At 73.5% G+C, this 12,064-nt stretch carries 10 protein-coding genes and 1 rRNA gene; 2 read left to right on the forward strand and 9 right to left on the reverse strand.

Features of this window, described 5'->3' with window-relative positions; genetic code table 11:
* Positions 1-669: 669 nt before the first annotated feature.
* The 5 genes from recN to ACFRCG_RS47530 all read right to left on the reverse strand — a co-directional run bounded on the left by recN (position 670) and on the right by ACFRCG_RS47530 (position 5,615).
* On the reverse strand, positions 670-2,409 hold the full coding sequence (gene recN, locus ACFRCG_RS47510) for a DNA repair protein RecN (RefSeq protein WP_380042925.1): 1,740 nt from the start codon (positions 2,407-2,409) through the stop codon (positions 670-672).
* 168 nt (positions 2,410-2,577) lie between these two features.
* Entirely contained in the window at positions 2,578-3,465 is an 888-nt protein-coding gene (locus ACFRCG_RS47515; RefSeq protein ID WP_380042916.1) for an NAD kinase, read from the reverse strand.
* A 214-nt stretch (positions 3,466-3,679) separates the two neighbouring features.
* A complete protein-coding gene (locus ACFRCG_RS47520) occupies positions 3,680-4,483 on the reverse strand; it encodes a TlyA family RNA methyltransferase (protein ID WP_380042917.1) in 804 nt (267 codons plus the stop codon).
* A 221-nt stretch (positions 4,484-4,704) separates the two neighbouring features.
* On the reverse strand, positions 4,705-4,929 hold the full coding sequence (locus ACFRCG_RS47525; protein ID WP_380042918.1) for a hypothetical protein: 225 nt from the start codon (positions 4,927-4,929) through the stop codon (positions 4,705-4,707).
* Entirely contained in the window at positions 4,926-5,615 is a 690-nt protein-coding gene (locus ACFRCG_RS47530; protein ID WP_380042919.1) for a hypothetical protein, read from the reverse strand. Before ACFRCG_RS47530 ends, ACFRCG_RS47525 begins: the two co-directional genes overlap by 4 nt.
* A gap of 256 nt (positions 5,616-5,871) precedes the next feature.
* Here ACFRCG_RS47530 and ACFRCG_RS47535 point away from each other — a divergent pair, with 256 nt between their 5' ends.
* Positions 5,872-6,213 (forward strand): alkyl sulfatase C-terminal domain-containing protein, encoded by a 342-nt coding sequence (locus tag ACFRCG_RS47535; RefSeq protein WP_380042920.1) that lies wholly within the window; start codon positions 5,872-5,874, stop codon positions 6,211-6,213.
* Positions 6,214-6,263: 50 nt separating this feature from the next.
* Here the strand turns inward: ACFRCG_RS47535 and ACFRCG_RS47540 are convergent, their stop codons facing one another.
* Together ACFRCG_RS47540 and ACFRCG_RS47545 are read right to left on the reverse strand one after the other, a co-directional pair.
* Positions 6,264-7,340, reverse strand: coding sequence for an HAD-IIA family hydrolase (locus tag ACFRCG_RS47540; RefSeq protein ID WP_380042921.1), 1,077 nt, complete (start codon positions 7,338-7,340; stop codon positions 6,264-6,266).
* A complete protein-coding gene (locus ACFRCG_RS47545; protein WP_380042922.1) occupies positions 7,337-7,837 on the reverse strand; it encodes a tetratricopeptide repeat protein in 501 nt (166 codons plus the stop codon). The genes ACFRCG_RS47540 and ACFRCG_RS47545 overlap by 4 nt, the downstream gene beginning before the upstream one ends.
* Before the next feature lie 132 nt (positions 7,838-7,969).
* Here ACFRCG_RS47545 and ACFRCG_RS47550 point away from each other — a divergent pair, with 132 nt between their 5' ends.
* On the forward strand, positions 7,970-9,229 hold the full coding sequence (locus ACFRCG_RS47550) for a DUF1015 family protein (protein WP_380042923.1): 1,260 nt from the start codon (positions 7,970-7,972) through the stop codon (positions 9,227-9,229).
* 82 nt (positions 9,230-9,311) lie between these two features.
* On the opposite strand, the gene ACFRCG_RS47555 is transcribed toward ACFRCG_RS47550, so the two are convergent.
* Together ACFRCG_RS47555 and rrf are read right to left on the reverse strand one after the other, a co-directional pair.
* Positions 9,312-10,145 (reverse strand): hypothetical protein, encoded by an 834-nt coding sequence (locus tag ACFRCG_RS47555; RefSeq protein WP_380042924.1) that lies wholly within the window; start codon positions 10,143-10,145, stop codon positions 9,312-9,314.
* Between the two features lie 1,825 nt (positions 10,146-11,970).
* Positions 11,971-12,064, reverse strand: a 5S ribosomal RNA gene (rrf, locus tag ACFRCG_RS47560); the annotation flags it as partial.

The following is a 12,064-nucleotide window of genomic DNA, read 5'->3' on the forward strand; positions in this document are numbered from 1 at the left end:
CCGCTTCGCTCCGGGCCACCCGGCCCGAGTTCTGCGGCTCCGCCGCTCTCCGCGCTGCGCGCGTCGATCCCGGGGGCCGCCCGGGTCGTGGGCGCTGACGCGCCGAAGCCGGCGGCCGAAGGCGGAAGCCGGTCGTCGCTTCGGCCGCAGAGCGACGGACGCCACGTGCGGAGCGCCGCCGGCCGCGCAGTGGACGGACACCACATACCAAGCGCCGCCGCCGACCGCTCAGCGGACGGGGCCACGAGCGGAGTGTCGACGCCGGCCGTGTAGCGGATGTGCCCCCGACACGCAGCCGCGAAGCCATTCCGACCGCGTAGCAAGCGTGCATCCCGACATACGCAGCGCAGCGGGCGAAGCCACAAGCAAAGCCCCGACACCCGCCACACAGCGGACGGGCACCACGTGCGGAGCGCCGCCGCCTACCGTGAAGGGGGCGTGCGTCCCGGTAGCCGCAACGGGGCGCCGTACCCGGCCGGCAGGGGAGCAGGCGTGCAACGCTCCCCTGGGTGCCGCCAGGGCCACCGGGCCGGGCGGCGCCCCCAGGGGCCGCCCGGGGCCTCCGAAGCGCGGGCTTCGGGGTCGGGAGTGCGGGTGGGCCGAATGGGGGGCACACTCGGCGCTCCACCCAACGCCCCCGCAGCCCGCCGGGCGGGACTCGCTCGCCCATCAGGGCGATGCGGCCTCCCGCTTCGCGCCGGCCGCCGTGGCCAGCAACTCCTCCGCGTGTGCGCGGCCCAGTTCCGAGTCCTCCAGGCCCGCCAGCATGCGGGACAGTTCCCGGACCCTCGCCGCGTCGTCGAGGGTGACCACGCCGGAGCGGGTGACCGTGCCGTCGCTGGACTTCTCGACCACCAGGTGGCGGTCGGCGAAGGCGGCCACCTGGGGCAGGTGCGTCACCACGATCACCTGCGCGACGCGCGCCAAACGAGCCAGCCGGCGGCCCACCTCGACCGCGGCCTTGCCGCCGACGCCCTGGTCGACCTCGTCGAAGACGAACGTCGGCACCGGGTCGGCCCCCGCGAACACCACCTCGACCGCGAGCATCACGCGCGACAGCTCACCGCCGGACGCACCCTTGGCCAAGGGCCGCGGCGGCGCGCCCGGGTGCGGGGACAGCTGCAGTTCGACCTCGTCCACGCCCGTCGGCCCATACGCCAGCACCCGATCCCCGACCGCCAGCCCCTCCGCGTCGTCGACCCCGTCGATCGCCACGCCGACGCGCGCATACGGCATCGCCAGCGCCGTCAACTCACCGGTCACCGCCGCCGCGAACTTCTCCGCCGCCGCATGCCGAGCCGCCGAGACCTCGCCCGCGAGCACCGTCAACTCGCCCCGCAACGCGTCGCGTTGGGCGGTCAGCTCCTCGGTGCGGTCGTCGTCGCCGTCCAACTCGGCCAACCGCGCGGCCGAACGCTCGGCCCAGGCCAGCACCTCGTCGATCGACTCGCCGTACTTGCGGGTCAGCCCCGCCAGCGCCGCCCGCCGCTCCTCCGCCGCCGCCAACCGCACCGGGTCCGCGTCCACCCCGGCCGCGTACGACGCCAGTTCGGTGGCCACGTCCGCCACCAGATATCCGACCTCGCCCAGCCGATCGGCGAGCGCCGCCAGCGCCGGATCGTGCGCCCGCACCGCCTCCACCGCCCGATGCGCCGCACCGAGCAGGGTCGAGGCGTCCACCGCGTCCGAACCCGTCTCCGGATCGCCCAGCAACGCCTCGTGCGCCGTGGTCGCGGCCGTACGCAGCGCGTCCGCGTGTCCCAGCCGCAGCGTCTCCGCGGCCAGTTCGGCGTCCTCGCCCGGCTGCGGCACCACCTGTTCGATCTCGGTCAGCCCGAACCGCAGCAGGTCCGCCTCCTGCGCCCGCTCGCGCGCCCGCGTGGTGATCTCGTCGAGCTCCGCGCTCACCTCGCGCAGCCGCCGGTAGACCGCGCCGTACGCCTTCAGGGGCACCGACACCGCCTCCCCGGCGTACCGGTCGAGCGCGGCGCGCTGCCGGGCGGGCCGCAAGAGCCGCTGCTGATCGGTCTGCCCGTGTACCGCGATCAGGTCGTCGGCCAGATCGGTGAGCAACCCGATCGGCGCGGACCGCCCGCCGACATGTGCGCGCGAACGCCCCTCGGCGGAGACCGTCCGGGCCAGCAGCAGCTCGCCGTCGTCGACCTCGGCACCCGCTTCGGCCGCCCGCCGCCCCGCGGGCGAATCCGCCGGCACTCCGAGCCGGCCCTCGACCAGAGCCTTCCCCGTCCCGTTGCGCACCAGCCCGGCATCGGCCCGCCCACCGAACAGCAAGCCGAGCCCGGTGACCACCATCGTCTTGCCGGCGCCGGTCTCGCCCGTGACCACGGTGAAGCCCGGCGCGAGCTCGACTACGGCGTCTTCGATGACACCCAGACCCTGTATCCGCATCTCTTCGAGCACGGGGACGACACTACGAGGTCGCGGGGACTCCACGCGAAGAAAGCAGTTCAACGGCGTGTGTCAGCCACCCCGACCCAGCCTCGCGAGCCCGATCACCCACGCCGCGGATCAAGCCTCACCCGCCCCGCGGGCCGAGCCCCCGCCCGCCCAACGACCTCACCGCCGCCCGCGCCACCCCTTCACCGGCAACGCGAACTTCGCCACCAGCCGATCCGTGAACGGCGCCCGATGCAGCCGCGCCAACCGCACCGGCTGGGTTCCCCGCCGCACCTCCACGCGCGCGCCCGCGGGCAGCTGTACCGTCCGCCGCCCGTCGCACCACAGCGCACCGGGCGGAGTCTCCGCCGCCAGCTCCAGCGCCAGCACCGAGTTCGGCGAGACCACCACCGGCCGCGCGAACAGCGCGTGCGCGCTGATCGGCACCATGATCAGCGCCTCCACCTCCGGCCACACGATCGGCCCGCCACCGGAGAACGCGTACGCCGTCGACCCCGTCGGCGTCGCGCACACCACCCCGTCGCAGCCCCAGCGCGACAGCGGCCGGCCGTCCACCTCGGCGACCAGCTCCAGCATGCGCTCGCGCGAGGCCTTCTCGATCGCGGCCTCGTTCAACGCCCAGTTCGTATGCGCGATCTCACCGTTGACCCGCACCACCACGTCGAGCGTCATGCGCTCCTCGACGTCGTAGTCCCGCGCCACCACCCGCTCGACCACGTCGTTCAGGTCCTCGCGCTCGGCCTCCGCCAGGAAACCGACCCGGCCCAGGTTGACCCCGAGCATCGGCACCGCCGCCTCGCGCACCAGCTCCGCGCCGCGCAGCAGCGTGCCGTCGCCGCCGAGCACGATGGCCAGCTCACAACCCTTGGCCGCGTCCGGCTCCACGGACACCACGACCGCGCCCGGCAGGGCCAGATCGTCCGCCTCCGGCTCCAGCACCCGTACGCCCAGGCCCGCCGCGATCAGCCGCTCCACCACCAGCCGCGCGCTGCGCAACGCCGCGGGACGGCCGGTGTGCGTGACCACCAGTATCGTGCGATCGCTCATCCCCGTATCCCCTCGTCCGCATCGCGCCGACCGCTGCCACATCCGTACGCCATACCGGCGTCGGCGCAGCCGCACCCGTACGCCGTACCACCCTCGGCGCGGCCCCCGACCGACCCCGACCCGCAGGTCGAGCCCGAACCATCCGCCGCACCGCCGTCCACACCGCCCCGGGCCGAGCCCGACCCGTACGCCGCGACGCTATCGCGCACCCCCTTCACCGCGGCCCCTCGGCGACCGCCCGATCGACGTCCGCCGGATCCAGCTCGGGCGCGCCGGCCCGCATCCACAGGAAGTACTCGACGTTGCCCGACGGCCCCGGCAGCGGCGACGCCGTCACCCCGAGCACCCCCAGGCCCGACTTCGCGGCCTGCTCCGCGACGATCCGCACCGCCTCGGCCCGCAACGCCGGATCGCGCACCACACCACCGGCGCCCAACCGCTCGCGCCCCACCTCGAACTGCGGCTTGACCATCATCACCAGGTCCGCGTCCGGCGCCGAACAGCGCACCAGCGCCGGCAGCACCAGCCCGAGCGAGATGAAGGAAAGGTCGCCCACCACCACCTCGGCCGCCGGCCCCACCTGATCCGGTGTCAACTCACGCACGTTGGTCCGGTCCCGCACGGTCACCCGGTCGTCGTTGCGCAGCGCCCACGCGAGTTGCCCGTACCCCACGTCCACCGCGACCACGTGCGCCGCCCCCGCGCGCAGCAGCACGTCGGTGAAGCCGCCGGTCGAGGCGCCCGCGTCGATACAGCGCCGCCCCTCCACGCTCAGCCCCAGCGGGGTGAACGCGGCGAGCGCGCCCGCGAGCTTGTGTCCGCCGCGCGACACGTAGTCCGGGTCGCCCGCGTCGGCCGCGACCACCACCGCCGCCCCCGCGTCGACCTGGGTGGCGGCCTTGGTCGCGGCCTGGCCGCCCACCGTCACCCGCCCGGCCGCGATCAGTTCGCTCGCGTGGTCCCGGGAGCGAGCGAGTCCCCTGCGCACCAGCTCGGCGTCGAGCCTGCGTCGTGCCACCGGTCGTGCCTGCCGTTCCTTGGTTGTGCCGAAGTCGTCGACGAGAACCGCCACTCTCGCGCCGGCGCGGGTGGGTCGCCCGCCGGCCTCCGCGAAGCCCGGTGCCACGCCCCGGCGTACCGGCGAAGCACCCGTTCGGTGGTCCCGATCGAATGGTTCGCCGGTACGGCCGGGCACGGTGCCGGACGTCGCGGAGCCCGACGGGAGAACACGGACCCGCCCTAACGATCCAGATCCGCGAGGGTGTCCCGCAATCCCCGGTGTACATCCTCGTACACCGGCCCGTGCGCCTCGGTGGGCAGGTCACCCACACGGCTCAAGGTGGCCAGCACCGCGTCCACGTGCGGGTCGCCCGTGGGGGGCGGCGGTTCGACGACGCCCGACCCGGTCGCGACGTCCTCGGCGACCGCCCGCTCCGCGCCGTCCGCCGCCGAGGCGTCGCTCACGACTGCCCGTCCGCGTCCGCCGCCGGCTCGGTCGGCTTGCGGATCGCCTTCTTGGCCGGCGCCGACTTCTTCGCGGCGGGCGTCCCGTTCGTCTTACGCGCCGGCTTGCGCGGACCGGCCGTCGCCGCCGAACCACCGTCCACCGCGGGCTTGTCCGCGACGCTCTTCTTCGCCGCCGCCTTCTTCGCGACCGGCTTGCCGGACGGCGGCGTGGCGACGGACGGGCCGGCCGCCGGCGGAGTCGCGACCGGCGTCGCGGCCGAACCGCTCGTCCCCGCCGAACGCCCCGCCCCGCCCGCTCCCGGCGCCCCCGCCGGCCGTGCCGCCCGAGGCGTGGACGCCCGCGCCAACCGGTGCTCCAGATCCGTCACCCGACTCTTCAACCGGGTGATCTCCTCCTCGGCCTTGGCCAGATCCTTGGTCCACGGCCTCGTACGGGTCAGCGCCTTGTCCACCTCGCCGCGCACGATGCCCACGAGCAGGTCCCGGTTCGCCTTGCCGGTCTCGTACAACTCCTCGGCGACCTGCTGCACGAACTGCGGCAACGCCTGGGCCTGTTCCGGAACCTGCTCCAGGTCGAGGCCGCTGCGCTCGACGAGGACCTTGGCCACTTCGGTGACCCGCTGCCTGGTCATCTCGGTCAAGCCACTGGCGATCTGAAGGTAACTGCGCACGACGTCTCGCATGAACCGGCGCCCGCCTTCCTGCTCCGGCCGCCGTATCGGTGCCTGCGCGGCGATACGAACGGCGATGATCGGTCTGCCCCCGACGCTACCCTCTCGACCGGCGCGCGAACGGAAGCAACGACATGCCGCCGACACGAACGAGGCGAACCCGAACCCGAACCCCGCCACACCGCCGGCCGACCGACCGCCACAGACATCGCCCGCCCCCTGGTGGGGTACGGTCGCCAACCGGATCCCACGGAAGGAACGTCCCCGCATGGCCACCGTCGAAGAGTGCCGCACGGCCCTCGAGGAACTGTCCGCCAAGATGGGCCGAGCGGAGGGCGACACCCGCAAGGCCACCCAACTCGACCGCAGCCTCAGCTGCCACGTCACCGACCTCGACGTCACCTTCTCCGGACGCCTGCGCGACGGCGCCCTGCACGACATCGACACCGAGCCGCGCACCGAGAAGGCGCAGATCCGACTGGCCATGACCGGCGACGACCTGGTCGCCCTGGTGGCCGGCACCCTCAACTTCGCCTCCGCGTGGGCCAAGGGCCGGGTCAAGCTTGAGGCGTCCTTCAAGGACCTGCTGATACTCCGCAAGCTGATCTGAACCGAAAAGCCCCGCACCACCCGGCCGCGCCCGGACCGACCCCCCTCCCGCTACCACCCCAACCGCTGCACCACCCCGCCCGTGTCGACCCGAGCCGCCCCCTCCGCGCCCTCGGCCCACACCGCCGCGCACGCCGCCCGCAACCCGTCGATCCGCGCACCCTCGCCCTCGACCGCCAACGCGCCGTCCACCACCCGCGCCGACCACCCGCCGCACACCCACGCGTCACCGTCCCGCCGCGCCGTCACCGCCGGCTCCAGCAACGCCCGCAGGTCCTCCGCGACGAACGTCGGCCGCCGCCCCGCACCGGCCGCCAACAACGCCTCGGGCGTGGTCACCCCGGTCAGCACCAACAGGCTGTCCACGCCGCCGTTGTGCGCGCCCTCGATGTCCGTGTCGAGCCGATCGCCCACCACCAGCGGCCGACGCGCCCCGGTACGCAGGATCGTCTCGCGATGCAGCGGCAACTCGGGCTTGCCCGCCACCACCGGCTCGACCCCCGTCGCCGCGCGCACCACCCCCACCAGGGCCCCGTTCCCGGGCGCGATCCCACGCTCCGTCGGAATGGTCAGGTCCGCGTTCGAGGCCACCCAGAACACCCCGCGCGCCACCGCATAGGACGCCTCCGCCAACGCCGCCCACCCCACATCCGCGGCGAACCCCTGCACAACCGCCGCGGGCCCCTCCCCACCGGAACCCGAACCGGAGCCGGAGCCCGAATCCGCCGACCGCACCGGCCGCAACCCACGCTCCCGCAGCGCGACCTCCAAGCCCTCACCGCCCACCACCAGCACTGGCGCCCCCTCGGGCACCCGCTCCGCGACCACCCGCGCCGCGGCCTGCGCCGACGTCACCACGTCCTCCGGCTGCGCCGGAACCCCCAGCTCGACCAGATGTTCGGCCACCGCCTTGGGCGTACGCGACGCGTTGTTGGTGACGAACGCCAGCCCCATCCCCCGCTCACGCGCCTCGGCCAACACCTCCACCGCGTGCGGCACCGCCCGCGCACCCGTGTACACGACCCCGTCCAGGTCGAGCAGCGCCACGTCGTAGGCCCGCGCCAACGCTCCGCCGTCCCCGCCCGCGTCCGAACCGTCCGTCGCCTTCGCCGAGGTATGCCCGCTCACGCGTCGCCACTCCTGTCACTCGTCTCGTCACCGTTTCGACCGGACCCGCCGTCCCGGCCGTTTGCACCGATCGTCCCGTACGCCCCCGCCCGCGCCCGCAACGTGGCCCGCGCCTGCACCAGCGCCGCCCGGTAGTGCTTGGTCTCCGGCCGCATCGCCACCGCGAGCGCCAGGTGCTCCACCGCCGTCTCGAAGTCGCCGAGCCGCGAGGCGGACAGGCCCCAGCCGAACTGGGCGTAGTCGTCCGCCGGATCCGACTCCGCCACCACCCGAAAGTGCCGCAGCGCCTCATCGTGTCTGCCCGAGTCGAACCAGGCCCGCGCCAGCGCCTCCCGCACACTGCGCGACTCCGGCGCCGCGTCCGCCGCCCGCGCCAGCAACAGCGCGGCGGCGGCCGGATTACCCGACGAGAGCAGCTGCACCCCGCGCCGATACCAGTCGTACACGTCTCCAGTGGGCGCACCGTTCACCCCGTCGGCTCCCTGAGCCATCGCCATGATGCCCTCCCGCATCTCGACCACCCGCCGTCCACCGAACCGACGCCCCCGAACCGGAACGTCCGACGATCCGGAGGCCGGCGACATCGGATGTCCTGATCTTGCCCGCCCTCGGGCCCGTAACATTCGGTCATGGATGACGCAGTGCCGAACGGGCTCGATCTGGCCCCCTTCCGCGGGCTCCGCTACGACCCGGACCGCGTGGGGGACGTCGCGTCGGTGACCTCGCCACCGTACGACGTGGTCGAGCCCGGCGGCGTACCCGCGCTGGAGGACGCCGACCCGCACAACATCGTGCGCCTGGTCCTGCCGCGCAGCGCGGTACACGCCGGCACCACGCTGCGCACCTGGCTCGCCGAGGGGGTGCTGCGTCCCGATCCGCTGCCCACGCTCTACGTCTACGAGCAGCGCGACCACAACTCGATCCAACGCGGTCTGATCGGCGCCCTCTCGCTCGACTCCGCGGTACTGCCGCACGAGGACGTGATGCCCGGCCCCGTCGCCGACCGCGCCGCGATCATGACCGAGCTGTCGGCGAACCCCGAGCCGATCCTGCTCGTGTACACGGGCGGCGGACGCGCGTCGGACATCGTCGAACAGACCACCCACCAGCCGCCGCTCGTCGGCCTGCGCACACCCGACGGCATACGACACCGGCTGTGGGGGGTGACCGATCGCCAGGCGCTCGCCGGGATCCGCGACGACCTGGCGGTCCGCAAGGCGCTGATCGCCGACGGCCACCACCGCTGGGCGGCCTACGCCCGGATGCGCGACCGCGCGCACGCGGACGGCCGCGGCGACGGCCCCTGGGACCGCGGCCTGGTGCTGCTCGTGGACACCATCCGCCACCCGCTGCGGGTCGGCGCGATCCACCGCGTGCTGCCGAAGCTGCGCCCCGCACAGGCGCTGAACGAACTGGCCACCTACGGCGACGCGGGCGCCGGCGCGTTCCTGGCCCGCCCCCTCGACGGCACGCTGCCCGCCGCCCTGTGGGCCCTGGACCAGGCCACCGGCCCGGCCTTCCTGCTCGCCGGCGACCGCCGCTTCCACCTGCTCACCGGCCCCGACCCGGACCTGCTCGACCTGGCCATCCGCGCCGACCGCCCGCGCACCTGGCGCAGTCTGGACGCCACGGTCCTGCACGCCGCCCTGCTCGAACAGGTGTGGCACGTGCCGGACAACTGGGACAACATCACCTACGTCCACGACGCCGCGGCCGCCGTCCGCCAGGCCAACCACACCGGCGGAACCGCGATCCTGCTGCGTCCCACCGACGAACGAGTGGTCCGGGACCTGGCCGAACAGGACATCCGCATGCCCAGAAAATCCACCTCGTTCGGCCCGAAGCCGGCCACGGGCCTGGTCCTCAGAAGCCTCGACCTGACCGAATGACCCCGTAGCCCACAACCCCGAAACGCGAAAAGGGCCCGGCACGAATGCCGGGCCCTTCCCTTCACACCTCTTCGACGCTCGATCAGTCCTTGACGTCGCCGACGACCGCGTCGTCGTCATCCGAGTCGCCCTCGGCCGCAACCTCGGCCTCGTCCTTCGCGCCACCCTCGAACTCGACCGCCTCCGCAGCCGAGTCCTCGATGTCGACGTCGACCTCGTCGTCGTCCTCCGCGTCCGGGTCGAGCGCATCGGTGAAGTCGAGCCCGTCCAGCTCCGCGACCCGCTCGGCCGCACCGGTCTCGCCCGTCGTGTCCGCCTCGGCGGCCCGCCCGAACCAGTCCCTCGCCTCGTCGTCGCGACCCACGGCCGCCAACGCGTCGGCGTACGCGAACCGCAGTCGCGCCACCCACGGGTTCGTCGACGCCGAGTTCAGCTCCGGCACCTGAAGGGTGACCACGGCCGCGTCGAGCTGGTCCAGATCGCGGCGCGCACCGGCCGCGACGATCCGCAGCTCGATCTGCGCGGCCTTGTCCAGCTGCTTGACCTCGTCCGCCCCGGCCATCTGCAACGCCCGCTCCGGACGGCCCAGGCCACGCTCGCAGTCGGCCATCACGGCCCAGTGCTCGCTCGACCCGGTCATCCGCCGGGCCGCCCGCAGCTCGGACAACGCCTCGGCGTAGGCCCCGGCCATGTACGCCGCGATCCCGGCCGCCTCACGCACGGCGGCGACACGCGAGGCGAGCCGCAGCGCGACCTTCGCGTACTTGTACGCCAGCTCGGGGTCCTCGTCGACCGTACGGCCGATCATGACCAGGTTGCGCGCGACCTCGTCGGCGAGCGTCTTGGGCAGCCCACGCAGCTCCTGGCGCGCCTCCGCACCGAGTTCCTCGGCCTGGACGTCCTCCGGAATGAACATGCGCTCGACCGGCACGTAGCCCGGCTCGTCCCGACGGTCGTACGACGGACGCGAAGCCCCGCGGTCGTCCCGGCTCCCGTACGACGACCGACCGCCACGATCGCGGTCCCGGTCGCCGAAGGAGGGCCGGCCACCACGCTCGTCCCGACCGAACGAGGAACGCGAACCACCACGATCGTCCCGAGCGGGCCGGTCCGACCGGAACGGCGGACGACGGTCCCCACCACGCTCGTCCCGACCGCCGCCGGCCGGACGCCCGGAACCCCGGTCGTCCCGTCTCGGCGCCGGACGACGCTCCTGAAACGGCTGCCGCGCACCGGGTCGACCGTTGTAGGTCGGCCGGCTGCTGGCGCCGTCACGGTGGTCACGATCCCCGAACTCCCGCTCGTCCCGAGCAGGCCGCTCCGCCCGCTGCGGCGAACGCGATCCACCACGGTCGTCCCGATTGCCATACGACGGCCGGCCGGACCCACGGTCGTCCCGGTTGAACGGCGCCCGCGACCCACCGCGGTCATCACGCTCGAACGCCGGACGAGACCCACCACGATCGTCCCGAGCAGGCCGGTCCCCACGATCCGAACGGAACGGCAACCGCCCACCGGGCCCCCCGCGGTCGTCCCGACCGTAGGACGGACGCGACCCACCACGCTCATCGCGCGCAGGCCGGTCCGAGCGCTCGGGCCGGTCCGACCGGAACGGCGGCCGACGGTCTCCACCACGCTCATCGCGATTGAACGGCGGACGACGGTCCCCGCCGCGCTCCTCACGGAACCCGGGCCGATCATCGCGCCCGCCCGAGGAACGACGGTCCCCACCACGGTCGTCACGATTGAACGAGGGACGCGACCCACGATCGTCCCGATTGCCATACGACGGCCGACCACCACGATCGTCACGACCGTACGACGGCCGGTCCTCGCGGTTCGGGCGGGCGATCGCGTGGTCGCCGCGAGCCCCGTACGAGGTCCGCGACTGCCCACGATCCCGCTCCGGAGCATCCGAGCGGAACGGCGGACGCGACCCACCACGATCATCACGACCGGGTCGGTCGGAACGCTCGGGCCGGTCCGACCGGAACGGCGGACGACGGTCCCCGCCGCGCTCCTCACGGAACCCGGGCCGATCATCGCGCCCGCCCGAGGAACGACGCTCCCCACCACGATCGTCACGATTGAACGAGGGACGCGACCCACGATCGTCCCGATTGCCATACGACGGCCGGCCGGACCCACGGTCGTCACGGTTGAACGGCGGACGCGACCCACCACGGTCGTCCCGGGCAGGCCGATCCGAACGCTCGGGCCGGTCCGACCGGTACGGCGGACGCGCACCGCCACCGGAACGATCGTCCCGGTTGAACGACGGACGCGAGAACCCACCACGATCGTCCCGCCCACCGGACTGCGGACGCCCCGTGCCCGCACCGCGGTTGCCCCCGCGGTCGTCACGGTTGAACGAAGAGCGCGAACCGCCCCGATCGTCACGACCGCCCTGGCCACGACCACCGGAAGCCGGACGGCCACCACGATCGTCACGGTTGAACGGCCGGCGATCACCGCCGCCACCGCCCCCCGAGTACTGCGATCCACCGGGACGGCGACTCGGCCGTCCTTCGGAGGGGGGATTGGACATGGGATTTGCTCCTCGTGATCGTCGTACGGGTACGCAGTCGCCTGTGGCGCGACCACCATTGTCCCGTATGACGAACGAAGTCGGCGCACCCGACAGTGGCCGTGAACCCCTGTACACAGGGGTCGCCACGATAAATAGAACAGGATAAAAAAATAAGGGGCCCCACCGGGGTGGGGCCCCTTATTCACGTAGATTCCGGCGGCGTCCTACTCTCCCACACCCCTTCGAGTGCAGTACCATCGGCGCTGGAGAGCTTAGCTTCCGGGTTCGGAATGAGACCGGGCGTT

This window comes from Embleya sp. NPDC056575, from assembly GCF_042793325.1.
Taxonomy (GTDB): Bacteria; Actinomycetota; Actinomycetes; order Streptomycetales; family Streptomycetaceae; genus Embleya.

Coding starts and splice junctions, on each gene's coding strand:
- recN (WP_380042925.1), bottom strand. CDS start 2,409: ATGCGGATACAGGGTCTGGGTGTCATCGAAGACGCCGTAGTCGAGCTC.
- ACFRCG_RS47515 (WP_380042916.1), bottom strand. CDS start 3,465: ATGAGCGATCGCACGATACTGGTGGTCACGCACACCGGCCGTCCCGCG.
- ACFRCG_RS47530 (WP_380042919.1), bottom strand. CDS start 5,615: ATGCGAGACGTCGTGCGCAGTTACCTTCAGATCGCCAGTGGCTTGACC.
- ACFRCG_RS47535 (WP_380042920.1), top strand. CDS start 5,872: ATGGCCACCGTCGAAGAGTGCCGCACGGCCCTCGAGGAACTGTCCGCC.
- ACFRCG_RS47545 (WP_380042922.1), bottom strand. CDS start 7,837: ATGGCGATGGCTCAGGGAGCCGACGGGGTGAACGGTGCGCCCACTGGA.
- ACFRCG_RS47550 (WP_380042923.1), top strand. CDS start 7,970: ATGGATGACGCAGTGCCGAACGGGCTCGATCTGGCCCCCTTCCGCGGG.
- ACFRCG_RS47555 (WP_380042924.1), bottom strand. CDS start 10,145: ATGTTCATTCCGGAGGACGTCCAGGCCGAGGAACTCGGTGCGGAGGCG.